Source organism: Escherichia sp. R1 (assembly GCF_003000935.1).
Taxonomy (GTDB): domain Bacteria; phylum Pseudomonadota; class Gammaproteobacteria; order Enterobacterales; family Enterobacteriaceae; genus Escherichia; species Escherichia coli.
The window spans coordinates 49,803-73,341 of sequence record NZ_PSRU01000016.1 but is presented as its reverse complement, the minus strand read 5'-3'; the positions used below and the strand labels follow the sequence as shown (position 1 = coordinate 73,341).

The window sequence follows — 23,539 nt, the reverse complement described above, 5'->3', positions numbered from 1 at the left end:
TGATTTAATTTTAATCAATGATAAAGAAGTTGATGGTGACCATTTCTGATGCAGTTGTTCGAAAAAACACCATGATGAAGTGTGATGAACTCCAAATCAGCGGTTTAGAGGTTAATTGCGAAAGGGGAGATTTATTTCGGCTCTGCCCTTGAGTTTAGCGAGGCATACAAGTACTATAACGCGTCATTTTTCAGCCGACCTTTAACACGTTCCTTGCCTCCCCGGGATTCGGCTGACCCAGACAGGAGGCTGAATAATCCGTAAGGAGCAATTCGATGCGTCATTACGAAATCGTTTTTATGGTCCATCCTGACCAGAGCGAACAGGTTCCGGGCATGATCGAGCGCTACACTGCTGCCATCACTGGTGCAGAAGGCAAGATCCACCGTCTGGAAGACTGGGGCCGCCGTCAGCTGGCTTACCCGATCAACAAACTGCACAAAGCACACTACGTTCTGATGAACGTTGAAGCTCCGCAGGAAGTGATCGATGAGCTGGAAACTACCTTCCGCTTCAACGATGCCGTTATCCGCAGCATGGTTATGCGTACCAAGCACGCTGTTACCGAAGCATCTCCGATGGTTAAAGCGAAAGACGAGCGCCGTGAGCGTCGCGATGATTTCGCAAACGAAACCGCTGATGATGCTGAAGCTGGGGATTCTGAAGAGTAATTTCTGATGACCAACCGTCTGGTGTTGTCCGGCACCGTGTGCAGGACTCCCCTTCGAAAGGTCAGTCCATCAGGAATTCCTCACTGCCAGTTCGTGCTTGAGCATCGTTCTGTGCAGGAGGAAGCCGGCTTTCACCGGCAGGCATGGTGTCAAATGCCCGTTATTGTTAGCGGACACGAAAACCAGGCCATTACTCACAGTATAACGGTCGGCAGTCGCATAACCGTTCAGGGGTTCATTTCATGCCACAAGGCAAAGAACGGACTGAGCAAAATGGTTTTGCATGCCGAGCAGATTGAATTGATAGATTCTGGAGACTAGCCATATGGCACGTTATTTCCGTCGTCGCAAGTTCTGCCGTTTCACCGCGGAAGGCGTTCAAGAGATCGACTATAAAGATATCGCTACGCTGAAAAACTACATCACCGAAAGCGGTAAGATTGTCCCAAGCCGTATCACCGGTACCCGTGCAAAATACCAGCGTCAGCTGGCTCGCGCTATCAAACGCGCTCGCTACCTGTCCCTGCTGCCGTACACTGATCGCCATCAGTAATCGGTCACGGTCCATTAATACGACTTTGAGAGGATAAGGTAATGCAAGTTATTCTGCTTGATAAAGTAGCAAACCTGGGTAGCCTGGGTGATCAGGTAAACGTTAAAGCGGGCTATGCTCGTAACTTCCTGGTACCGCAGGGTAAAGCTGTTCCAGCTACCAAGAAAAACATTGAATTCTTCGAAGCACGTCGCGCTGAACTGGAAGCTAAACTGGCTGAAGTTCTGGCAGCTGCTAATGCTCGCGCTGAGAAAATCAATGCACTGGAAACTGTTACCATCGCGTCTAAAGCTGGCGACGAAGGTAAACTGTTCGGTTCCATCGGTACTCGCGACATCGCTGACGCTGTAACTGCAGCTGGCGTTGAAGTGGCTAAGAGCGAAGTTCGTCTGCCGAACGGCGTTCTGCGTACCACTGGCGAACACGAAGTGAGCTTCCAGGTTCACAGCGAAGTATTCGCGAAAGTGATCGTAAACGTAGTAGCTGAATAATTCGTTATTCAACGAGACGTAAAAACGCCGACCATTGGTCGGCGTTTTGCTTTCTATTTTTCGTCAGGTATTAGTTTCGCAAGTAGATCCATTCACCATTCTCTTGTGTCCATAAGTCAGGATGGTTTGCTGGCGTTAGATGCATACGATCACTCCTTATGTCTCGGTCCTGCGGCACTCGCTCGAAACCCAAACCCGAGTAGATTGCTGCTGAACTTGATAAGGAACGCAGACCAATTTTCAAATCATGGGGTAAATCAGAATACGCGTTTAGCAATGCAGCAATGATGAATCCGAGGGCATTAGAAACGCCTGTAACAGTGCGAAGTTGGTCGATATAAAGATCGATTGTTGGTAGTTCAGATGACCAGCAATTAGGCATTTGGGCAGGAAGGGTTACAACGTATCCTATCGTTTGGCCGGTATAGTCTGGAGTACCATAACCAGGTCCCAAAACCACTTCGTGTATTGTGTATTTACTATTGGGTTCGAAGGATTCGACATCTTGCAATAAATATTTCAGTTCTGCGGTTAACCTCGCACCCGTGTAAGCTTTATTGTATTTCTGGGCGTGAATATTATCTAATGTAGCTTCATGGTTCCATCCAAAAGAATTATCACCATTCATTGTTATTCCATCGTAAGCATTACACCTCGTCGCTAACTTATTGAATGCTTGCCAGTCTGAGAGATCTAGTTTGTGGATCTCAACAGTACGTCTGCCATCGCAATTATGATCTCTTCCACGATTTGAAAGTAATGTAGCGCGTGCGTATTGATGAAATTTTAATTTTACTGGTTTGTTGGTGGACGAAAAACGAGATAAATATGCAGGAAATGAATAAATAGTGGTTGGTAATGTCATTGTAATGTTACCTGTTTAATATTTTTACAAATATCGCAGCTGAATGTTCAAAGAAAAAGAATTGATATTAATAAAAATAAGTTTGTTTTCTGAAGTGGTGAAAATAGCGGATGGTGAAAGATATTAATATCAAAAATCGCTCATTATGGATATAACGATGCACCCGGGGAGAAAATGACTTCCACGCCTTACCATTCTTGTTGTGCGGTATGTAATTATTCTACGCTGTCGGTATCGGTGTATTCGTTAATCAGCAGGTTAGCCAGCCACAAAAAGCCATTGAGAAAATTATTGATTTTACATGGGATTATTATATTGCTAATCCTTGGTTTTTAAAAATTGTGCATAGTGAAAATCAAAGTAAAGGTGTGCATTATGCAAAATCACAGCGTCTCTTAGAAATTAACCATGCGCACTTGCAGTTAATGGAATCCTTATTGGATGAAGGGAAGAAACACAATATTTTTAAGCCAGATATCGACCCATTGCAGGTGAATATTAATATTGCTGCGCTTGGCGGATATTATTTGATCAACCAGCATACGCTTGGCCTGGTTTATCCGGTGCGCCGTAAAACCCCGTCCTTCAGGGCGGGGATATACGGCGCGGTTTTCCACCTGACCAGGTGTTTGCTGTTGTTCAATGTATTGACGGATGGCGGATATTGGCGCACCTCCGCAGCTACTGGCAAAATAGCCAGGACTCCACAAAACGCCTTTGTAGTAATACCTGACTGCAATATCTGGTCGATCTCGTCGCAGTAACCTACTCGATACGCCTTTGAGGCTGTTTACCAGACTGGATATCGCCAGTTTGGGAGGATAGTTAATTAACAAATGGACGTGATCTGGTTCGCCATCCATTTCAACCAGTTCAGTTTCAAAATCAGCACATACATTTGAAAAGTAAGTGCGTAGTTTTTCTGTCGCGTCATAGTCAAAAATCTGACGTCGGTATCTGGTGACAAAGACCAGATGAACATGCATCAGGAAAACACAATGCCTTCCACGCCGGATATCGGTTTCTTTTTTCACAGACCAAAGTATCATTTGGCCTGTGAAACGACTACAGGCATTTAAATTCCAGTTAAGACCAGGTGGTCAACAGGAGCGTGAAATGAGGCGCATGTCGTTTCGTTTTCAATCGTGCTCTGGCGCTTCAGAATGAGAATCATGAGGCCGGTAATAAATACATCCCTTACGGGAAAATGGCTTCCTGGCTGGTTGAGTGGAAAAACGCCACTGAAACGCAATGGCTTAAAGATTCTCCCTCACAGCCATTGCAACAGTCACTGAAAGACCTTGAGCGGGCTTACAAAAACTTCTTCCAGAATCGGGCTGCTTTTCCCCGATTCAAAAAGCGGGGACAGAATGATGCATTCCGCTACCCGCAGGGCGTTAAGCTCGATCAGGAAAACAGCCGTATTTTTCTGCCGAAACTTGGCTGGATGCGCTACCGGAATAGCCGTCAGGTTACGGGAGTTGTGAAAAATGTCACTGTCAGCCAGTCCTGCGGTAAGTGGTACATCAGTATTCAGACTGAAAATGAAGTATCAACTCCGGTTCACCCTTCAGCATTAATGGTCGGACTGGATGCTGGCGTGGCTAAACTCGCCACGCTGTCAGATGGCACAGTCTTTGGGCCTGTAAACAGTTTTCAGAAAAACCAGAAGACGCTGGCGAGACTTCAGCGACAGTTAAGCCGCAAGGTCAAATTCAGCAACAACTGGCAGAAGCAGAAACGCAAAATACAGCGACTGCATTCCCGTATCGCAAATATCCGCAGGGACTACCTTCACAAAGTCACAACGACCGTCAGCAAAAACCACGCAATGATAGTCATTGAGGATTTGAAGGTCAGCAACATGTCAAAGTCAGCAGCGGGTTCGGTCAGCCAGCCGGGGCGCAATGTCCGGGCAAAATCAGGTTTAAACCGTTCGATACTGGATCAGGGCTGGTATGAAATGCGCCGCCAGCTTGAGTACAAGCAGCTCTGGCGTGGCGGTCAGGTGCTTGCTGTTCCGCCAGCGTACACAAGCCAGCGTTGCGCGTGCTGTGGTCATACAGCGAAAGAAAATCGCCTGTCACAAAGTAAATTCAGATGCCAGGCATGTGGATATACAGCGAACGCTGATGTAAATGGCGCTCGTAACATTTTAGCGGCGGGGCACGCCGTTCTTGCCTGTGGAGAGATGGTGCAGTCAGGCCGCCCGTTGAAGCAGGAACCCACCGAAATGATTCAGGCGACAGCCTGAACGTAGCAGGGATCCACGTCCTTCAGGGCGTGGAGGATGTCAACACATCAGTATGGTTTCACCCCAGGCACAGGAAGCCAGACGTAAGGTCATCAAAGAGACAATCCTTAGCTGGCTTTTGGTTGACCCGTCATCTACCGCGCACGAATAAAACTGCCATCCGGCTGGCGGGTGAACAGGACCTGTTGATTATTCCCCGTATCAATGGTTAAGCCCGTCACCACGCCGCTGGCGTTCTGGCGGATTTTCACCATCTGCCCGTTTTGCAAATTACTCAGCGGCTTACCCGCGCCTTCTACCTGCGCCATTGCATAGACATCGGTAGCGGGCAGTCCGTGGTCGCGGAACAGCTGCGCCATCGTTTTACCGGGTTCGACACGGTAAGAGCGCCATTGATTATCAATTCCGCTATCTGGCTGGAATGGTTGCGTTTGGGAAGTTTGCGGCTGCTCTTCTGGCTGGCCTTCCTGTATAGGTTCTGGAGCGACCGGAGCCACCTGATCAGGATCATTTTGTGGTGTGACTAATTGCGCCCGCAGCTGTTCTTCTGTCGGCGGTTGGGATTGCGACTGAATATCTAACTGCGCTTCACGCGTCACCACCGGCGCGTTGGGCGTATCATCAGATGGAAGCAGAAATCCGACCACCAATACAATGGCGGCAATAATGATCCCCCGACGATGCATCGGCGGCAGCGGGTCCATGAAGCGAAAATTGTCCGGCGCGTGCCAGACTTTCTCCAGGGTTGGTTTTAGTTCAAAGCGCCCGGGCATGGTTTCCTCCTGCTCCGCGTCTTGTTCCTCAATCATAGCCTATGAATAAGCTAACGCTATGATGTCCGTGGTAAACCCGCCTTTATTATATTCATACGGGATATTGCTATTGTTTCTTTTTCCCCGGGATTTGTCATCATTCCTGCGACAAAGTTTTACCCAAAGAAGTGTGGCTGATATGCTGCCCGCTACTTTTATACCCTAAGAAAGGAAATACGATGACCACCCCAACTTTTGACACCATCGAAGCGCAAGCAAGCTACGGCATTGGTTTGCAGGTAGGGCAACAACTGAGTGAATCTGGCCTGGAAGGGCTGCTGCCAGAAGCACTGGTTGCAGGTATTGCCGATGCGCTGGAAGGCAAACATCCGGCTGTTCCGGTTGATGTGGTGCATCGCGCACTGCGTGAAATCCACGAACGCGCCGATGCCGTTCGTCGTCAGCGTTTCCAGGCGATGGCTGCTGAAGGTGTGAAATATCTTGAAGAAAATGCCAAAAAAGAAGGTGTGAACAGCACCGAATCTGGCCTGCAATTCCGCGTGATCAACCAGGGTGAAGGCGCAATTCCGGCACGTACCGACCGCGTTCGTGTTCATTACACCGGTAAACTGATCGACGGCACCGTGTTTGACAGCTCCGTTGCTCGTGGTGAACCCGCTGAATTCCCGGTTAACGGCGTGATCCCTGGCTGGATTGAAGCACTGACTCTGATGCCGGTAGGTTCTAAATGGGAACTGACTATCCCGCAGGAACTGGCATATGGCGAGCGTGGCGCAGGCGCGTCCATCCCTCCGTTCAGCACCCTGGTGTTTGAAGTCGAACTGCTGGAAATCCTCTAAGCAGCGCATTCTGTTCCCCTCGAACCAGAGGGGAGCAGGCATGCAGCAATAAACCCTTCAGTTTGCCAAACGGCGCTATTTTGTGTTGCAAAGACCCCGTAAGCGTGTATTTTTGTGAGCTGTTTCGCGTTATCACCGTGATATGACACTCACTTTAAACATAAAATTAACATTAGATCTAAATCTTAGTATTCATCCCGCGTATTGTTACCTAATATCGATGAGTCCCGATACAGATTCGTCGTATCATAGACTGACTAAAGGCCGTAGAGCCTGAACAACACAGACAGGTACAGGAAGAAAAAAACATGGTAGATCAGGTAAAAGTCGTTGCCGATGATCAGGCTCCGGCTGAACAGTCGCTACGGCGCAATCTCACAAACCGACATATTCAGCTTATTGCCATTGGCGGTGCCATTGGTACGGGGTTGTTTATGGGGTCCGGCAAAACGATTAGCCTTGCCGGGCCGTCGATCATTTTCGTTTATATGATCATTGGTTTTATGCTCTTTTTCGTGATGCGGGCAATGGGGGAATTGCTGCTTTCGAATCTGGAATACAAATCTTTTAGTGACTTCGCTTCCGATTTACTCGGGCCGTGGGCAGGATATTTCACCGGCTGGACTTACTGGTTCTGCTGGGTTGTAACCGGTATGGCAGACGTGGTGGCGATCACGGCTTATGCTCAGTTCTGGTTCCCCGATCTCTCCGACTGGGTCGCCTCGCTGGCGGTGATAGTGCTGCTGCTGACGCTCAACCTTGCCACCGTGAAAATGTTCGGTGAGATGGAGTTCTGGTTTGCGATGATCAAAATCGTCGCCATCGTGTCGCTGATTGTCGTCGGCCTGGTCATGGTGGCGATGCACTTTCAGTCACCGACTGGTGTGGAAGCGTCATTCGCGCATTTGTGGAACGATGGCGGCTGGTTCCCGAAAGGTTTAAGTGGCTTCTTTGCCGGATTCCAGATAGCGGTTTTCGCTTTCGTGGGGATTGAGCTGGTAGGTACAACAGCTGCGGAAACCAAAGATCCGGAGAAATCACTGCCACGCGCGATTAACTCCATTCCGATCCGTATCATTATGTTCTACGTCTTCGCGCTGATTGTGATTATGTCCGTGACGCCGTGGAGTTCGGTAGTCCCGGAGAAAAGCCCGTTTGTTGAACTGTTCGTGTTGGTGGGGCTGCCTGCTGCCGCAAGTGTGATCAACTTTGTGGTACTGACCTCTGCGGCGTCTTCCGCTAACAGCGGCGTCTTCTCTACCAGCCGTATGCTGTTTGGTCTGGCGCAGGAAGGTGTGGCACCGAAAGCGTTCGCTAAACTTTCTAAGCGCGCAGTACCAGCGAAAGGGCTGACCTTCTCCTGCATCTGCCTGCTCGGCGGTGTGGTGATGTTGTATGTGAATCCTAGCGTGATTGGCGCGTTCACGATGATTACAACCGTTTCCGCGATTCTGTTTATGTTCGTCTGGACAATTATCCTTTGCTCGTACCTTGTGTATCGCAAACAGCGTCCTCATCTGCATGAGAAGTCGATCTACAAGATGCCGCTCGGCAAGCTGATGTGCTGGGTATGTATGGCGTTCTTTGTGTTCGTGGTCGTGTTGCTGACACTGGAAGATGACACTCGCCAGGCGCTGCTGGTCACTCCGCTGTGGTTTATCGCGCTGGGGCTGGGCTGGTTGTTTATTGGTAAGAAGCGGGCTGCTGAACTGCGGAAATAACCGCATTATCATGCTGGATGGCGCAATGCCATCCAGCTTTTAGATCACTCACCCGCCAGCGCGCGTGGGAACAGTACATTGTTTTCCAGGCTGATGTGATCCATCAGGTCATCAATCAGTTCATTAATGCCGTTATACATCGCTTTCCAGGTGGTGCAGGCTTCCGGCGGCGGTGTGACGTTATTGGTGGTGTGTTTGATCACTTCCAGCAGTTCGCCCGCTTCATCGTGCTCGCTTTCCATTACGCTGATTGGCCCCATTGCCTGGCTGCCCATGCCTTGTTTGATCATCGGGAAGAGGATCTGCTCTTCTTTCATCATGTGGCTGGAAAGCTCTTCATGCAGCATAGTCAGGTATTTTGTCAGCCCTTTTGGCACGCTCGGTTTGTCGGCGTGAACGCGCTCGACTTTAGTCGCTTGCAGAATCAGCTCCGGCAGTTGCTCGCGGTGACGATCGTGGTAGCGCACGATGATATGGTCGATGATTTCTGCCAGCGGGGCGCTACGCCAGTCTTTCTCAATCGGTTGTTCAGCGAGCTTTGCCAGTTCAGCTTCAATGACCTCAACATCCAGTTCTTTACGTGCCGCCGCACGCGCCAGCGTTTGCTTACCGCCGCAGCAGTAATCCATATCATATTTACGAAACAGAGCTGAAGCGCGAGGAATAGAGAGCGCCAGTTCACCTAAAGGTTGGTCGCGATAAGCCATAGCTGATACCTCATTCTTAATAAGATAAGATGTATTTTAAATGCATCTTTAAGGCAAAAGCTATAACCCTTACGTAGCAGAGACTTATTTAACTCACTGCCAGCGTGTCAACTTTCTGAGACAGATTCAGTTAAAGGTTTTTCTGGTTTTGCTCTGACCGCGATGACCACGCCAATCACTAACAGCGCGATACCGCTCAGCGTCATTAGCGGCGGCATTTGCTGGCGGAGTAAAAAGGTGTACAGCAAACCTGCCAGCGTTTCGAAAACAATCAGCGGCCCGAGAATCACTGTCGGTAATCGCTGGCTGGCGACGTTCCAGCAGAGTGCGCCAACCCATGAGCAAAGCACGGCTATCGCAATCATCAGACTAATAAACACCAGCGGACGGGGGCCAAAGGGTAGGGAGAAGTCCGGCGTTTGCGTATTCAGCCAGTAACAAGCGACGAGATAGCCGATGAGAGAAACCGGCAGCGTGACCAGTGCCTGCGCCGTCGCCCACATCATTGGATGTTTGTCGGGATTTTCCCGCAGCCAGCGGGCGTTGCGCAGGGCATACCACGCCCAGCAGACCACGGAAACTAACGCCAGCACGATGCCAGAGGTATAACGTGCCCAGTCAAAATTGGGGAGTCCGTGGTTTAACTCAGCAATATTCACACACGCCAGGCCGATGCCAATACAAATCAGTGCCGGGGCGAGTTTTCCCCACGCGAGTTTGCCGTCGCGCTGGCTATAAAGCAGATTGGCGAAGACGGGAATGACCACCGGCAGGGTGCCGATAATCATCGTGGAAACAGGCGCGCCAGTACGTTGAATGGCACTGGCAAGGCAGAAGTAATAGATGAGGTTGCCCATCATAGTGAGCATCAAGGCGGTAAGCCAGTCGCGACGCGCCAACTGACGCAGACGCACGCGTCCCAGCCAGGCAATGGGCAGCGCAATTAACCCTAACGCCAGATAACGCCCCATCGACTGCAACATCGCCGGGTATTCCGGCACGATCAACGGCCCGACAAAAATAAGCCCCCACATCAACCCTGCTAACAGGGCGTACAGCACGCCGCTAATCATTACTGGCATCCATTGATCTGTCAGAAGAAAGTTCAGGAAGCAGACATGATTGCTCCCGGCATCCCGTCATTATCAGAGAGGATGCGGGAGGATGCCACTTTAATTAACTAGTTATTAACATTAAAAAGATGGCTTACGCTTTCGGCTAACGTTGTCGTTGGGTGGCCAATCAATTTGCTAAGTGTTTTGCTGTCATCAAACAGACCGCCTTTCGATGCGCCAACGTCAGAATCCGCCAGCATATCCGCCAGTCCGTCGGGCAGTCCGACGCTTTTCAGTGCCGCGGCGAAATCGGCTTCGCTCAGATTTTGATAGGTAACCTGTTTGCCGCTCTGTTTGGTCAGCTCTGCCGCTAACTGTGTCAACGTCCAGGCACTATCGCCCGCCAGTTCGTAAACCTTGCCTTCGTGACCGGCTTCGCTAATCACGCGTGCCGCAGCTGCCGCATAATCTGCCCGCGTTGCTGAGGCGATTTTGCCATCGCCCGCCGCACCGATAAATACGCCGTGTTCTAGTGCTGCCGGGGCGCTGGCGAGGTAGTTTTCGCTGTACCAGCCGTTGCGCAGCAGGGTGTAAACGATGCCAGAATCAGCCAGCATTTTCTCCGTCTCGATGTGCTCATCGGCGAGGCCGAGCGGGGAGGTATCTGCATGTAGCAGGCTGGTATAAGCGATAAATTTCACGCCAGCCGCCTTTGCGGCATTAATAACATTACGATGCTGCGGGGCACGTTGACCCACTTCGCTGGAAGAGATCAGCAGTAGTTTTTCCACTCCCTGAAGTGCAGATGTCAGTGCGGCTTCATCGCCGTAGTCAGCCTGACGCACGGTAATGCCTTGTGCTGCCAGGGCCTGGGCTTTTGCCGGATTACGAACGATAGCCACTATTTGGCTGGCAGGAACCGTTTTCATCAAGGATTCAATAACATAGTGACCAAGTTGGCCAGTGGCACCAGTAATAGCGATCATGGGAAGTCTCCATCGTTTTGTCTTGTGTTTAAATACGCTAACACCTAAACTTACTTTTAGTAAGTACACACAAAAAGGTAAGTATGGAATGAGTCAGGTTAGCCTGTCGCAACAACTGAAAGAGGGTAATCTCTTTGCGGAACAGTGCCCGTCGCGCGAGGTGTTGAAACACGTCACCAGCCGTTGGGGGGTGTTGATTCTGGTGGCGCTACGCGAAGGTACTCATCGCTTTAGCGACCTGCGGCGCAAAATCGGCGGGGTGAGCGAAAAGATGCTTGCGCAGTCGTTACAGGCGTTAGAACAGGATGGTTTTCTTAACCGTATCGCGTATCCGGTGGTGCCGCCGCATGTGGAATATAGCCTCACGCCGCTGGGCGAGCAGGTGAGCGAAAAGGTTGCTGCACTGGCGGACTGGATTGAGTTGAATTTGCCCGAGGTGTTGGCGGTGCGGGATGAACGTGCGGCATAACTGCCGGCTGCGCTTATCCGGCCTACGGTTCATGACTTGTAGGGCGGATAAGATGCGCCAGCATCGCATCCGACAAAAGTGCCGGATGCGGTTGATGATTTATAGGCCGAAAAAGAAGTGTATTACTTACTCAAATCCACCTGATAAATCGCAAACCCGATATCATCGGTCGCGACTTTATTCATCGGATATTGCCCTTTCTCTTTAATAAACGCCGCGGCTTTATCTGATGGAGAGGTTTCGAAACGGATATCCAGTTTCTTATCGCCAGCTATCGGTGCTAAACGCCAGTTGTTATCTGCCGCCGGGTGAATTTCCCCCGCACGTTTCGACTCATCAGCAATCCACGCTGCCAGCACCGAGCGGTTCTCATCCGGTGAAGCAAAAGCGATATGGCTGTCGCCCGTACCGGCAAATTTGCCGCCGTAAGCGCGATAGTTATTGGTGGCAACCAGGAACATGGCGTTCGGATCAATCGGCTTGCCATTAAAGGTCAGGTTCTTAATCCTTTCCGCATTGGCATTAACCATCTGGCACTCGCCGTCATAACGGGCAGGCTGGGTAACATCAATCTGATAATTCACACCATCAATCACATCAAAGTTATAGGTGCGGAAACCATCCCAGTTGATGAGTGACTGTGGTTTCGTGTTGTCAGGATCAATCTGGTTAAACTGTCCGGCGGAGCACTCCAGCCACTCTTTCACCTCTTTACCGCTGGCTTTCACCACAATCAGCGTATTGGGGTAGAGATAAAGATCGGCGGCATTACGGAAGGTCAACTGGCCTTTTTCCACCTCCACATAGCTTGCCGGATCATTTTTGCGACCACCAACTTTAAACGGTGCAGCAGCTGAAAGCACCGGCAGTTTTGCCAGATCCGGATCGCCCTGAATGTAATGCTCGACATACGCTTTTTGCGCGTTGTTCACCACCTGCACGGTCGGATCGTCCTGCACCAGCGCCAGATAGCTATACATATTGTCGGCGGATTTACCGATTGGCTTGCTGACGAACTGGCGTGTGGCATCGTGATCGGCTTTGAGTGTTTCTACCAGCTTGCTGTCTTCCGCCGCGAGGGATTTTTTATTGGCGATGTCGTAAATCGGCCGTGCTTCCGCTTTCGCCTGCGTCACCTGCCATTTACCGCTGTTATTACTGAGTTGTAAGTCGACCACCCCAAGATGATCGCCCCACATGCCCGGCATTACCGCCGGAACACCATTCAGCGTGCCTTTCGCGATATCAGCCCCTTCGATATCAGCAAAATCTTTACCTGGGAAAACGGCGTGAGCATGGCCAAACATAATGGCGTTAACGCCAGGAATTTCACTGAGGTAATAAACTGAGTTTTCCGCCATCACTTTATACGGATCGGCAGATAGCCCGGAATGCGCCAGAACGACAACGACATCGGCACCTTTCTCGCGCATTTCAGGCACGTATTTGCGCACGGTTTCGGTAATATCATTCACCGTCACTTTTCCGGATAAATTAGCTTTATCCCAGCCCATGATTTGCGGCGGCACGACGCCAATATAGCCAATCTTCAGCGTCTGTTTTTTTCCGTCTTTATCGACCACTTCGGTATCTTTAATTAAATACGGTGTAAACATTGGCTGTTTGGTTCTGGCGTCAATGACGTTGGCATTTACATAAGGGAATTTCGCTCCCGCCAGCGCATTTTTCAGGTAATCCAGACCGTAGTTAAATTCATGATTGCCGAGTGTACCGACCGTGTAATCCAGCGTATTCAGCGCCTTATAAACCGGATGAACATCACCTGCTTTTAATCATTTCGCCGACATGTAATCGGCCAGTGGACTCCCCTGAATCAAATCGCCGTTATCGACCAGTACGCTGTTTTTCACTTCATTGCGGGCATCGTTAATCAGGCTTGCCGTACGTACCAGTCCGAATTTTTCCGTGGCGGTGTCTTTGTAATAATCGAAATCCATCATGTTGCTATGCAGATCAGTGGTTTCCATGATACGCAGATCGACCGTCGCTGCATTCACACTGGCGGCAATCAGCGTGGCCAGGAGCGTTGCGCTAAACTTAATCATCAGGGACATCCTTTTATCATCGGGAATACGAAAGAAAAGGGAGAATAAACGTCTTACTTATAGAACAGTGAAGAATGCCACAATTTTACGCTTTGAAAATGATGACACTATCACAGTTGGCGCATTCATTAACGATAGGGTATAAGTAAAACAATAAGTTAACACCGCTCACAGAGACGAGGTGGAGAAATGTTAGATCAAGTATGCCAGCTTGCACGGAATGCAGGCGATGCCATTATGCAGGTCTACGACGGGACGAAACCGATGGACGTCGTCAGCAAAGCGGACAATTCTCCGGTAACGGCAGCGGATATTGCCGCACACACCGTTATCATGGACGGTTTACGTACGCTGACACCGGATATTCCGGTCCTTTCTGAAGAAGATCCTCCCGGTTGGGAAGTCCGTCAGCACTGGCAGCGTTACTGGCTGGTAGACCCACTGGATGGTACTAAAGAGTTTATTAAACGTAATGGCGAATTCACCGTTAACATTGCGCTCATTGACCATGGCAAACCGATTTTAGGCGTGGTGTATGCGCCGGTAATGAACGTAATGTACAGCGCGGCAGAAGGCAAAGCGTGGAAAGAAGAGTGCGGTGTGCGCAAGCAGATTCAGGTCCGCGATGCGCGCCCGCCGCTGGTGGTTATCAGCCGTTCCCATGCAGATGCGGAGCTGAAAGAGTATCTGCAACAGCTTGGCGAACATCAGACCACGTCCATCGGCTCTTCGCTGAAATTCTGCCTGGTGGCGGAAGGACAGGCGCAGCTGTACCCGCGCTTCGGACCAACGAATATTTGGGACACCGCCGCTGGACATGCTGTCGCTGCAGCTGCCGGAGCGCACGTTCACGACTGGCAGGGTAAACCGCTGGATTACACTCCGCGCGAGTCGTTCCTGAATCCGGGGTTCAGAGTGTCTATTTATTAATTAATTTATGCAGCAGGTCCATCACTTGCTGCACCTCTTCCTGAGTAAGCGCCCCGTCTTTGGCCCATTGCACGCGACCGTCTTTATCCAGCACCACTACAGCGGAACTTTTTTCATCCAGCTGCCAGGCACCGCGTGCGACGCCATTGCTATCAACAATAAACTGCGACTAGGGATAAAGCTTTTTATTACTCTCCAGACTGCTGCGCACAAACATGCCGGAACCCGGAATTGCGTCGTCGGTGTTAACAATGGTGGTGGTCTGGTAACGATCGTGCGGTAACTTCGCTGATTTAATCGCTTCAATCAGCGTCGCGTTTTTCTCTTTTGCAGAGGTGCGACCAGCAATATGTTGCAGTACTCGCACTTTTCCCACTAACTGCGCGCTGTTCCAGGTTTTGTAGCTAAACTGATCTTTATCAAGCACCAACTCGCCCCGATCGGTAATGCCAATCGGCGGCACTCGCTGACCGGTTTCGAACTGATGTGCGGAAGCCATCATCGGCAACAGCAGGCAGGTGAGTGCCAGAATCTTGCGTAGGGTCATGGTGTTTCCTTCTTATGATATGCAGGTGATCCGACCACTTGGGTCTGAGTTTTAATCATATGTGCTATTTATCGAATTTCCCGCAAGTGTGATGCCAGTTTGCGGTCAAGCGCACAAATCATATGAAAAATGAATGCTTATACTGAAGACCGCGCTTCGGTAAAAAGATAATTCTGAATAATTGTAACCTTTAGGTAAAAAAAGTTATACGCGGTGGAAACATTGCCCGGATAGTCTATAGTCACTAAGCATTAAAATTTGCGCCTCATAATAGTTGGGCCGATTGTGGCACCGCACAGGCGTAATACTCAGCAGGAGATAACAATGAAAATTTTCCAACGGTACAACCCACTTCAGGTGGCGAAGTACGTAAAGATCCTGTTCCGTGGACGGTTATACATCAAGGACGTTGGCGCTTTTGAATTTGATAAGGGTAAGATTCTTATCCCAAAAGTGAAGGATAAGCTGCATTTGTCAGTGATGTCCGAAGTTAACCGTCAGGTTATGCGTCTGCAAACAGAGATGGCTTAACCAAAGTGCTATGCAGTAATAAGACGGCTCCTGATTCAGGAGCCGTTGATGTTTCTGGGGGTTACGCGACGCTTTCTTCTTTATCTTTAGCGTCAGGCAGTTTTGGCGAAAGGGCGGTGGCCTTGCTGTCGATCCGGGTCACCAGCAGTTGGTCGATACGGTAGTTATCGATATCCACCACTTCAAATTTGTAGCCGGCGAATTTCACCGAATCGGTGCGTTTCGGGATCTTACGCAGCATAAACATCATAAAGCCGCCGATGGTTTCGTAGTTGCCCGACTGCGGGAACTCGTCAATATCCAGCACGCGCATGACGTCGTCAATCGGGGTGCCGCCGTCAATCAGCCATGAGTTCTCATCACGGGCGACAATCTGCTCTTCCAGCCCCTGACCGACCAGATCGCCCATCAGCGTGGTCATCACGTCGTTGAGGGTGATGATCCCCACCACCAGCGCGTACTCGTTCATGATCACCGCGAAGTCTTCACCTGCGGTTTTAAAACTTTCCAACGCCTCTGAAAGGGTTAACGTATCCGGTACAATCAGCGTGTTGCGAATTTGTACGCCGCTGTTCAGTGCCAGGCTTTGGTTAGCCAGCACGCGGTTCAGCAGGTCTTTAGAATCGACATAACCGATGATGTGGTCAATATCTTCATTACAGACGAGGAACTTAGAGTGCGGATGTTCCGCCACCTTATTCTTCAGACTTTGCTCATCTTCGTGGAGATCAAACCAAATCACGTTTTCACGCGGTGTCATTGAAGACGGAACGGTACGGGATTCCAGCTCAAAGACGTTTTCAATCAGCTCGTGTTCCTGTTTACGTAACACGCCCGCCAGCGCACCGGCTTCCACTACCGCGTAGATGTCATCAGAAGTGATGTCATCTTTACGTACCATTGGCAGTTTGAAAATACGGAAGATCATGTTCGCCAGGCCGTTGAAGAACCACACCAGCGGGGTGCAAACGTACAGGCAGAAGCGCATCGGGTTGATGATACGCAAAGCCACCGCTTCTGGCGCAATCATACCGATGCGTTTCGGAGTTAAATCCGCAAACAGGATAAACATGCCAGTCACTAACGAGAAAGAGAGAATAAAGCTCAGTTGCTCAGAGAGTTCTGCCGACATATAGCGGGAGAACAGGCTGTGAAAAGCTGGAGAAAATGCCGCATCACCGACGATACCGCCGAGAATCGCCACTGCGTTCAGACCGATTTGGACCACGGTAAAGAACATGCCGGGATTTTCCTGCATATTCAGAACGCGTTGGGCATTTATATTGCCTTCATCAGCCAGCAGTTTAAGTTTGATTTTGCGTGAGGCGGCAAGCGAGATCTCGGACATCGAGAAGAACGCACTTACAGCGATCAAGCAGAGTATGACTAAAATACTGTTTAACATATCTTATCCGACCTTTCAGGCCAGATCCTCGGAAGGGGAAGTTGATTAATTTGTGTGAAATACACATTGAAAGCCGATTCGAAGAAAGTGAACCGGCATTTTCAGTGGCTAGTATAGCGTAAGGTACTGTAAAGTCGCCAGAGGGTTAAAATTCAGACAGCTGATAAATGCAATACTGCCTGATGCGCTATGCCAATCAGGCCTACGCAGTCCTTGCAATATATTGAATTTGGACGATTTTGTAGGCCTGGTAAGGCGTTTACGCCGCATCTGGCATAAATAAAGCGCACTTTATCAACAATCTACATTTGTACCCGTAACGCTATGCTTCCGGTGGCAGACAGACGCCAATTCCGCCAATTCCACAGTAACCATACGGGTTTTTATGCAGATATTGCTGGTGGTCATCTTCGGCATAATAAAACGGTGTGGCGTTAGCGATTTCCGTGGTGATGTGACGATCATCATCGGCGGCAAGCATCGCCGCCTGAAAACGTTCCAGACTGGCGCGAGCTGCGGCATCCTGTTCTGGGGTCAGCGGATAAATCGCTGAACGATACTGCGTGCCGTGGTCATTGCCCTGACGCATTCCCTGGGCGGGATCGTGATTCTCCCAAAATACCTGTAGCAACTGCTCATAGCTGATGACGGAAGGATCGTAAACAATGCGTACCGCTTCGGCATGACCCGTATCACCGGAGCACACTTCCCGATAAGTCGGATTTGGCGTATAGCCTCCGGTATAGCCTGCGGCGGTGCTGTAAACGCCGGGTAACTGCCAGAACAGACGCTCCACACCCCAGAAACAACCCATCGCAAAAATGGCAATCTCCATTCCGTCAGGTACATTGGTCATTGAGTGACCGTTGACCGCATGCAGCGTGGCTACGGGCATCGGGGTGTTACGTCCAGGCAGGGCATCGGCGGGGGAAACCAGATGCTTTTTATCAAATAAACTCATGGTGTCGCTCTCCCGAAAATCGGTCATTGGGGTTAAGGTTGTAACAAGAGGCGTATTTGCACACAATAACCACCGTGAATAGGTCTAAAGTAAAACATAAGAAATATTTGGGGTTTAGTCTGCTTTTTAATCCATATTACTGGATTTTTGTTAAGCCGTTTAACGGCGTTCCAGGGGCAGGAAAAAAGGATATTCAGGAGAAAATGTGCGCTATATCCGACAGTTATGCTGTGTAAGCTTACTCTGCTTAAGCGGATCTGCCGTCGCCGCGAACGTCCGTCTACAGGTCGAGGGGTTATCGGGACAGCTGGAAAAGAACGTTCGCGCGCAGCTTTCTACGATTGAAAGTGATGAAGTGACGCCAGACCGTCGCTTTCGCGCACGCGTCGATGATGCCATCCGCGAAGGTCTGAAAGCGCTGGGTTATTACCAGCCGACCATTGAATTTGATCTCCGTCCACCGCCAAAGAAAGGGCGGCAGGTATTGATCGCCAAAGTCACGCCAGGCGTGCCGGTGTTAATTGGCGGCACCGATGTGGTATTGCGCGGCGGCGCGCGGACCGATAAAGACTATTTGAAATTGCTCGATACTCGCCCGGCTATTGGTACGGTACTGAACCAGGGCGATTATGAAAATTTCAAAAAGTCCTTAACCAGCATTGCGTTGCGTAAAGGTTATTTCGATAGCGAATTTACCAAAGCGCAGCTGGGCATTGCGCTCGGCCTGCATAAAGCCTTCTGGGATATTGATTATAACAGTGGCGAACGTTACCGCTTTGGGCATGTGACCTTTGAAGGATCACAAATCCGCGATGAATACCTGCAAAATCTGGTGCCGTTTAAAGAGGGCGATGAGTACGAATCGAAAGATCTGGCGGAACTGAACCGCCGACTTTCTGCTACCGGCTGGTTTAACTCGGTGGTGGTGGCTCCACAATTTGATAAAGCGCGCGAAACGAAAGTATTACCATTGACGGGCGTGGTTTCGCCGCGAACAGAAAACACCATCGAAACCGGGGTCGGTTACTCTACGGACGTGGGACCGCGCGTGAAAGCGACGTGGAAAAAGCCGTGGATGAACTCTTATGGTCACAGTCTGACCACCAGTACCAGTATTTCCGCGCCGGAACAGACCCTCGACTTCAGCTATAAAATGCCACTGCTGAAGAATCCACTGGAACAATATTATTTGGTGCAGGGCGGTTTTAAGCGCACTGACCTGAACGATACCGAATCTGACTCCACTACGCTGGTGGCTTCTCGCTACTGGGATCTCTCCAGCGGCTGGCAGCGTGCCATTAACCTGCGCTGGAGTCTCGACCACTTTACTCAGGGTGAAATTACCAACACCACGATGCTGTTTTATCCTGGGGTGATGATTAGCCGCACGCGTTCTCGTGGTGGCTTGATGCCAACCTGGGGCGACTCGCAACGCTACTCTATCGACTACTCCAACACGGCCTGGGGCTCAGATGTCGATTTCTCCGTTTTCCAGGCACAAAACGTCTGGATCCGCACACTGTACGATCGCCATCGTTTTGTTACACGCGGCACGCTGGGCTGGATTGAAACCGGTGATTTCGACAAAGTACCGCCGGATCTGCGTTTCTTCGCCGGGGGCGATCGCAGTATTCGCGGCTACAAATACAAATCTATCGCCCCGAAATACGCCAACGGTGACCTGAAAGGGGCCTCGAAGTTGATAACCGGATCGCTGGAATACCAGTACAACGTGACCGGAAAATGGTGGGGCGCGGTGTTTGTCGATAGTGGCGAAGCGGTAAGCGATATTCGCCGCAGCGACTTTAAAACCGGTACCGGGGTCGGCGTACGCTGGGAATCGCCGGTCGGGCCAATCAAACTCGATTTTGCCGTACCGGTCGCGGATAAAGACGAACACGGGTTACAGTTTTACATCGGTCTGGGGCCAGAATTATGAGTTTATGGAAAAAAATCAGCCTCGGCGTGGTTATCGTTATCTTACTGTTGCTGGGATCGGTGGCGTTTCTGGTGGGCACCACCAGCGGCCTGCATCTGGTATTTAAAGCGGCGGATCGCTGGGTGCCAGGACTGGATATTGGCAAGGTCACCGGCGGCTGGCGCGATCTCACCTTGTCTGACGTTCGTTATGAGCAGCCAGGCGTGGCGGTAAAAGCGGGCAATCTGCATCTGACGGTCGGGCTGGATTGTCTTTGGAACAGTAGCGTTTGTATTAATGACCTGGCGCTGAAAGACATTCAGGTCAACATCGACAGTAAAAAAATGCCCCCTTCTGAACAGGTTGAAGAAGAGGAAGATAGTGGTCCGCTGGATCTCTCCACGCCGTATCCCATCACCCTGACACGGGTGGCGCTGGATAACGTCAACATCAAGATTGATGACACCACGGTATCGGTGATGGACTTCACCTCCGGTCTGAACTGGCAGGAGAAAACCCTGACCCTGAAACCGACGTCGCTGAAAGGCCTGCTGATTGCTCTGCCGAAAGTGGCGGAAGTGGCGCAGGAAGAAGTGGTCGAACCGAAAATTGAAAATCCGCAGCCGGAGGAAAAGCCGCTCGGCGAAACGCTGAAAGATCTCTTTTCTCGCCCGGTATTGCCGGAAATGACCGACGTGCATTTGCCGCTTAACCTGAACATTGAAGAGTTTAAGGGCGAGCAGTTGCGCGTGACGGGCGACACGGACATCACCGTGCGCACCATGCTGCTGAAAGTGAGCAGCATTGACGGCAATACTAAACTGGACGCCCTGGATATCGATTCCAACCAGGGGAGCGTCAACGCCAGCGGCACGGCGCAGCTGTCAGACAACTGGCCGGTGGATATCACCCTCAACAGCACACTGAACGTGGAGCCGTTGAAAGGTGAAAAAGTGAAGCTGAAAGTGGGCGGCGCGCTGCGCGAACAGCTGGAGATTGGCGTTAATCTTTCCGGTCCGGTGGATATGGATTTACGCGCCCAGACGCGACTGGCGGAAGCCGGATTGCCGCTCAACGTGGAAGTGAACAGCAAACAGATTTACTGGCCGTTCACTGGTGAGAAGCAGTATCAGGCGGATGATCTGAAACTGAAACTTACCGGCAAAATGACCGATTACACGCTCTCTATGCGTACGGCAGTGAAGGGACTGGAGATCCCGCCAGCCACCATTACCCTTGATGCCAAAGGTAATGAACAGCAGGTCAATCTCGACAAACTCACCGTCGCGGCGCTGGAAGGGAAAACTGAACTCAAGGCGTTGCTCGACTGGCAGCAGGCCATTAGTTGGCGCGGTGAGCTAACGCTTAACGGCATTAACACCGCCAAAGAGATCCCAGAGTGGCCGTCGAAACTCAATGGCTTGATTAAAACCCGCGGTAGCCTGTACGGCGGCACCTGGCAGATGGAGGTGCCAGAACTGAAGCTGACCGGTAACGTCAAACAGAACAAAGTGAACGTTGACGGCACGCTGAAAGGCAACAGTTATATGCAGTGGATGATCCCAGGGCTTCATCTGGAACTGGGGCCAAACAGTGCCGAAGTGAAAGGCGAGCTGGGGGTAAAAGATCTCAATCTTGATGCCACCATCAACGCGCCGGGGCTGGATAACGCGCTGCCGGGGCTTGGCGGTACAGCGAAAGGGCTGGTGAAAGTACGCGGCACGGTGGAAGCGCCACAACTACTGGCAGATATCACCGCGCGCGGCCTGCGCTGGCAGGAACTTTCCGTGGCGCAGGTTCGCGTGGAAGGCGACATTAAATCCACCGATCAGATCGCCGGGAAACTCGACGTACGCGTTGAGCAAATTTCGCAGCCGGATGTAAATATCAACCTCGTCACCCTGAATGCCAAAGGCAGCGAAAAACAGCACGAGTTACAGTTGCGGATTCAGGGCGAGCCTGTCTCCGGGCAGCTTAATCTGGCAGGAAGTTTTGATCGCAAAGAAGAACGCTGGAAGGGAACTCTTAGCAATACCCGCTTCCAGACGCCGGTCGGCCCGTGGTCGCTGACCCGCGATATTGCGCTGGATTACCGCAATAAGGAGCAAAAAATCAGCATCGGGCCACACTGCTGGCTTAACCCGAATGCGGAACTGTGCGTGCCGCAAACTATCGATGCGGGTGCCGAAGGGCGTGCGGTGGTGAATCTCAACCGCTTCGACCTGGCCATGCTGAAACCATTTATGCCAGAAACCACTCAGGCCAGCGGTATCTTCACGGGTAAAGCGGACGTTGCCTGGGACACCACCAAAGAGGGGCTGCCGCAGGGCAGTATCACCCTTTCGGGGCGTAACGTGCAGGTAACGCAAACCGTCAACGATGCGGCGCTGCCCGTGGCGTTTCAGACACTGAATCTGACGGCGGAATTGCGTAACAACCGTGCCGAATTGGGCTGGACCATCCGCCTGACCAATAACGGCCAGTTTGATGGACAGGTGCAGGTGACCGATCCGCAAGGCCGCCGTAATCTTGGTGGCAACGTCAATATCCGTAACTTCAACCTTGCGATGATAAACCCCATCTTTACCCGTGGGGAAAAAGCAGCGGGGATGGTGAGTGCCAACTTGCGTCTGGGTGGTGATGTGCAAAGCCCGCAGTTGTTTGGTCAGCTTCAGGTTACGGGTGTGGATATCGACGGCAACTTTATGCCGTTTGATATGCAACCGAGCCAGCTTGCGGTCAACTTTAATGGTATGCGCTCGACGCTTGCCGGTACAGTACGGACCCAGCAGGGTGAAATCTACCTGAACGGTGATGCCGACTGGAGCCAAATTGAAAACTGGCGGGCGCGGGTAACGGCGAAAGGCAGTAAAGTGCGGATCACCGTGCCGCCGATGGTACGAATGGATGTATCGCCAGATGTTGTCTTCGAGGCTACACCAAACCTGTTTACCCTCGATGGTCGCGTGGATGTTCCGTGGGCGCGCATCGTGGTGCACGATCTGCCGGAAAGCGCAGTAGGCGTCTCCAGCGATGTGGTGATGCTTAACGATAACCTGCAACCGGAAGAGCCGAAAACGGCGTCGATTCCGATTAACAGTAACCTGATTGTCCACGTTGGCAACAATGTGCGCATTGACGCCTTTGGCCTGAAAGCGCGGCTGACGGGCGATCTTAACGTCGTTCAGGACAAACAAGGGCTGGGCCTGAACGGGCAGATCAACATCCCTGAAGGGCGCTTCCATGCCTATGGTCAGGATCTGATTGTGCGTAAAGGTGAGTTACTGTTCTCTGGTCCGCCGGATCAACCGTATCTTAATATTGAAGCTATTCGTAACCCGGATGCTACAGAAGACGACGTAATCGCCGGAGTTCGCGTCACTGGTCTGGCGGACGAACCGAAAGCGGAGATCTTCTCTGACCCGGCGATGTCGCAACAAGCTGCATTGTCTTATTTGCTACGTGGACAAGGGCTGGAGAGCGATCAGAGCGACAGTGCGGCAATGACCTCGATGCTGATTGGTCTGGGGGTTGCGCAAAGTGGCCAGATTGTGGGTAAAATCGGCGAGACGTTTGGCGTAAGCAATTTAGCGCTCGACACCCAGGGAGTAGGCGACTCCTCCCAGGTAGTGGTCAGCGGCTATGTATTGCCAGGTCTGCAAGTGAAATACGGCGTGGGTATATTTGACTCTATAGCAACACTCACGTTACGTTATCGCCTGATGCCTAAGCTATATCTGGAAGCCGTGTCTGGTGTAGACCAGGCACTGGATTTGCTCTATCAGTTCGAGTTTTAG

At 51.0% G+C, this 23,539-nt stretch carries 18 protein-coding genes and 6 pseudogenes; 14 read left to right on the top strand and 10 right to left on the bottom strand.

The window, feature by feature from the left end:
* Window positions 1–275: 275 nt before the first annotated feature.
* Genes rpsF through rplI form a run of 4 tightly spaced genes read left to right on the top strand, consistent with a single transcriptional unit; the run spans window position 276 to window position 1,715 of the window.
* Window positions 276–671 (top strand): 30S ribosomal protein S6, encoded by a 396-nt coding sequence (gene rpsF, locus C4F37_RS18795; protein ID WP_001216676.1) that lies wholly within the window; start codon window positions 276–278, stop codon window positions 669–671.
* A 6-nt stretch (window positions 672–677) separates the two neighbouring features.
* A complete protein-coding gene (priB, locus tag C4F37_RS18790) occupies window positions 678–992 on the top strand; it encodes a primosomal replication protein N (protein ID WP_001296681.1) in 315 nt (104 codons plus the stop codon).
* 4 nt (window positions 993–996) lie between these two features.
* Entirely contained in the window at window positions 997–1,224 is a 228-nt protein-coding gene (rpsR, locus tag C4F37_RS18785) for a 30S ribosomal protein S18 (protein WP_000135199.1), read from the top strand.
* Window positions 1,225–1,265: 41 nt separating this feature from the next.
* Window positions 1,266–1,715, top strand: a complete 450-nt coding sequence (gene rplI, locus C4F37_RS18780) for a 50S ribosomal protein L9 (protein ID WP_001196062.1) — start codon at window positions 1,266–1,268, stop codon at window positions 1,713–1,715.
* Between the two features lie 70 nt (window positions 1,716–1,785).
* On the opposite strand, the gene C4F37_RS18775 is transcribed toward rplI, so the two are convergent.
* Window positions 1,786–2,580 (bottom strand): DUF2686 family protein, encoded by a 795-nt coding sequence (locus C4F37_RS18775; protein ID WP_001774131.1) that lies wholly within the window; start codon window positions 2,578–2,580, stop codon window positions 1,786–1,788.
* A gap of 266 nt (window positions 2,581–2,846) precedes the next feature.
* On the opposite strand from C4F37_RS18775, the pseudogene C4F37_RS27390 reads away from it, so the two are divergent.
* Window positions 2,847–3,161 (top strand): annotated as a pseudogene (locus C4F37_RS27390) (TetR/AcrR family transcriptional regulator); the annotation flags it as partial.
* Window positions 3,162–3,203: 42 nt separating this feature from the next.
* Here the strand turns inward: C4F37_RS27390 and tnpA are convergent.
* Window positions 3,204–3,629: pseudogene (tnpA, locus tag C4F37_RS18765) on the bottom strand (IS200/IS605 family transposase); the annotation flags it as partial.
* 7 nt (window positions 3,630–3,636) lie between these two features.
* Here tnpA and C4F37_RS18760 point away from each other — a divergent pair.
* Window positions 3,637–4,834: pseudogene (locus C4F37_RS18760) on the top strand (RNA-guided endonuclease InsQ/TnpB family protein).
* 43 nt (window positions 4,835–4,877) lie between these two features.
* Window positions 4,878–4,985 (top strand): annotated as a pseudogene (locus C4F37_RS18755) (TetR/AcrR family transcriptional regulator); the annotation flags it as partial.
* Here C4F37_RS18755 and ytfB read toward each other — a convergent pair.
* Window positions 4,969–5,607, bottom strand: a complete 639-nt coding sequence (gene ytfB, locus C4F37_RS18750; protein WP_001119471.1) for a cell division protein YtfB — start codon at window positions 5,605–5,607, stop codon at window positions 4,969–4,971. The pseudogene C4F37_RS18755 and the gene ytfB sit on opposite strands and share 17 nt — an antisense overlap.
* A 218-nt stretch (window positions 5,608–5,825) precedes the next feature.
* On the opposite strand from ytfB, the gene fklB reads away from it, so the two are divergent.
* Both fklB and cycA read left to right on the top strand, forming a co-directional pair.
* The gene (gene fklB, locus C4F37_RS18740) at window positions 5,826–6,446 is read left to right on the top strand and encodes an FKBP-type peptidyl-prolyl cis-trans isomerase (RefSeq protein WP_000211225.1); all 621 of its coding nucleotides are present in this window, start codon (window positions 5,826–5,828) and stop codon (window positions 6,444–6,446) included.
* 308 nt (window positions 6,447–6,754) lie between these two features.
* A complete protein-coding gene (gene cycA / locus C4F37_RS18735; RefSeq protein ID WP_000228346.1) occupies window positions 6,755–8,167 on the top strand; it encodes a D-serine/D-alanine/glycine transporter in 1,413 nt (470 codons plus the stop codon).
* Window positions 8,168–8,211: 44 nt separating this feature from the next.
* Here cycA and ytfE read toward each other — a convergent pair whose 3' ends face one another.
* The 3 genes from ytfE to qorB form a co-directional block, all read right to left on the bottom strand.
* Entirely contained in the window at window positions 8,212–8,874 is a 663-nt protein-coding gene (gene ytfE / locus C4F37_RS18730) for an iron-sulfur cluster repair protein YtfE (protein WP_000331456.1), read from the bottom strand.
* 107 nt (window positions 8,875–8,981) lie between these two features.
* Entirely contained in the window at window positions 8,982–9,947 is a 966-nt protein-coding gene (locus C4F37_RS18725; protein WP_001301505.1) for a DMT family transporter, read from the bottom strand.
* A gap of 107 nt (window positions 9,948–10,054) precedes the next feature.
* Window positions 10,055–10,915, bottom strand: a complete 861-nt coding sequence (qorB, locus tag C4F37_RS18720) for an NAD(P)H:quinone oxidoreductase (RefSeq protein ID WP_000560561.1) — start codon at window positions 10,913–10,915, stop codon at window positions 10,055–10,057.
* An 88-nt stretch (window positions 10,916–11,003) separates the two neighbouring features.
* Here qorB and C4F37_RS18715 point away from each other — a divergent pair, with 88 nt between their 5' ends.
* Window positions 11,004–11,384, top strand: coding sequence for a winged helix-turn-helix transcriptional regulator (locus tag C4F37_RS18715; protein ID WP_000084622.1), 381 nt, complete (start codon window positions 11,004–11,006; stop codon window positions 11,382–11,384).
* 122 nt (window positions 11,385–11,506) lie between these two features.
* Here the strand turns inward: C4F37_RS18715 and cpdB are convergent.
* A pseudogene (gene cpdB / locus C4F37_RS18710) lies at window positions 11,507–13,450 on the bottom strand (2',3'-cyclic-nucleotide 2'-phosphodiesterase).
* A gap of 189 nt (window positions 13,451–13,639) precedes the next feature.
* Between cpdB and cysQ the strand changes: the two are divergent.
* On the top strand, window positions 13,640–14,380 hold the full coding sequence (gene cysQ / locus C4F37_RS18705) for a 3'(2'),5'-bisphosphate nucleotidase CysQ (protein WP_000886909.1): 741 nt from the start codon (window positions 13,640–13,642) through the stop codon (window positions 14,378–14,380).
* On the opposite strand, the pseudogene C4F37_RS18700 reads toward cysQ, so the two are convergent.
* Window positions 14,370–14,927, bottom strand: a pseudogene (locus C4F37_RS18700) (YtfJ family protein). The gene cysQ and the pseudogene C4F37_RS18700 overlap by 11 nt on opposite strands.
* A 324-nt stretch (window positions 14,928–15,251) precedes the next feature.
* Between C4F37_RS18700 and C4F37_RS18695 the strand changes: the two are divergent.
* The gene (locus C4F37_RS18695) at window positions 15,252–15,458 is read left to right on the top strand and encodes a DUF1107 domain-containing protein (RefSeq protein WP_000689228.1); all 207 of its coding nucleotides are present in this window, start codon (window positions 15,252–15,254) and stop codon (window positions 15,456–15,458) included.
* A 61-nt stretch (window positions 15,459–15,519) separates the two neighbouring features.
* Here C4F37_RS18695 and C4F37_RS18690 read toward each other — a convergent pair whose 3' ends face one another.
* Both C4F37_RS18690 and msrA read right to left on the bottom strand, forming a co-directional pair.
* Window positions 15,520–16,863, bottom strand: coding sequence for a hemolysin family protein (locus C4F37_RS18690; RefSeq protein WP_000935042.1), 1,344 nt, complete (start codon window positions 16,861–16,863; stop codon window positions 15,520–15,522).
* Between the two features lie 322 nt (window positions 16,864–17,185).
* Window positions 17,186–17,824, bottom strand: a complete 639-nt coding sequence (gene msrA / locus C4F37_RS18685) for a peptide-methionine (S)-S-oxide reductase MsrA (RefSeq protein WP_001295196.1) — start codon at window positions 17,822–17,824, stop codon at window positions 17,186–17,188.
* 205 nt (window positions 17,825–18,029) lie between these two features.
* On the opposite strand from msrA, the gene tamA reads away from it, so the two are divergent.
* Together tamA and tamB are read left to right on the top strand one after the other, a co-directional pair.
* On the top strand, window positions 18,030–19,763 hold the full coding sequence (gene tamA, locus C4F37_RS18675) for an autotransporter assembly complex protein TamA (RefSeq protein ID WP_001269327.1): 1,734 nt from the start codon (window positions 18,030–18,032) through the stop codon (window positions 19,761–19,763).
* Window positions 19,760–23,539, top strand: a complete 3,780-nt coding sequence (gene tamB, locus C4F37_RS18670; protein ID WP_001774134.1) for an autotransporter assembly complex protein TamB — start codon at window positions 19,760–19,762, stop codon at window positions 23,537–23,539. Before tamA ends, tamB begins: the two co-directional genes overlap by 4 nt.

Bases quoted from the DNA above. Each gene is read 5' to 3' on its own strand.
- rpsF (WP_001216676.1), top strand. From the start codon at position 276: ATGCGTCATTACGAAATCGTTTTTATGGTCCATCCTGACCAGAGCGAA.
- priB (WP_001296681.1), top strand. From the start codon at position 678: ATGACCAACCGTCTGGTGTTGTCCGGCACCGTGTGCAGGACTCCCCTT.
- rpsR (WP_000135199.1), top strand. From the start codon at position 997: ATGGCACGTTATTTCCGTCGTCGCAAGTTCTGCCGTTTCACCGCGGAA.
- rplI (WP_001196062.1), top strand. From the start codon at position 1,266: ATGCAAGTTATTCTGCTTGATAAAGTAGCAAACCTGGGTAGCCTGGGT.
- C4F37_RS18775 (WP_001774131.1), bottom strand. From the start codon at position 2,580: ATGACATTACCAACCACTATTTATTCATTTCCTGCATATTTATCTCGT.
- ytfB (WP_001119471.1), bottom strand. From the start codon at position 5,607: ATGCCCGGGCGCTTTGAACTAAAACCAACCCTGGAGAAAGTCTGGCAC.
- fklB (WP_000211225.1), top strand. From the start codon at position 5,826: ATGACCACCCCAACTTTTGACACCATCGAAGCGCAAGCAAGCTACGGC.
- cycA (WP_000228346.1), top strand. From the start codon at position 6,755: ATGGTAGATCAGGTAAAAGTCGTTGCCGATGATCAGGCTCCGGCTGAA.
- ytfE (WP_000331456.1), bottom strand. From the start codon at position 8,874: ATGGCTTATCGCGACCAACCTTTAGGTGAACTGGCGCTCTCTATTCCT.
- C4F37_RS18725 (WP_001301505.1), bottom strand. From the start codon at position 9,947: ATGATTAGCGGCGTGCTGTACGCCCTGTTAGCAGGGTTGATGTGGGGG.
- qorB (WP_000560561.1), bottom strand. From the start codon at position 10,915: ATGATCGCTATTACTGGTGCCACTGGCCAACTTGGTCACTATGTTATT.
- C4F37_RS18715 (WP_000084622.1), top strand. From the start codon at position 11,004: ATGAGTCAGGTTAGCCTGTCGCAACAACTGAAAGAGGGTAATCTCTTT.
- cysQ (WP_000886909.1), top strand. From the start codon at position 13,640: ATGTTAGATCAAGTATGCCAGCTTGCACGGAATGCAGGCGATGCCATT.
- C4F37_RS18695 (WP_000689228.1), top strand. From the start codon at position 15,252: ATGAAAATTTTCCAACGGTACAACCCACTTCAGGTGGCGAAGTACGTA.
- C4F37_RS18690 (WP_000935042.1), bottom strand. From the start codon at position 16,863: ATGTTAAACAGTATTTTAGTCATACTCTGCTTGATCGCTGTAAGTGCG.
- msrA (WP_001295196.1), bottom strand. From the start codon at position 17,824: ATGAGTTTATTTGATAAAAAGCATCTGGTTTCCCCCGCCGATGCCCTG.
- tamB (WP_001774134.1), top strand. From the start codon at position 19,760: ATGAGTTTATGGAAAAAAATCAGCCTCGGCGTGGTTATCGTTATCTTA.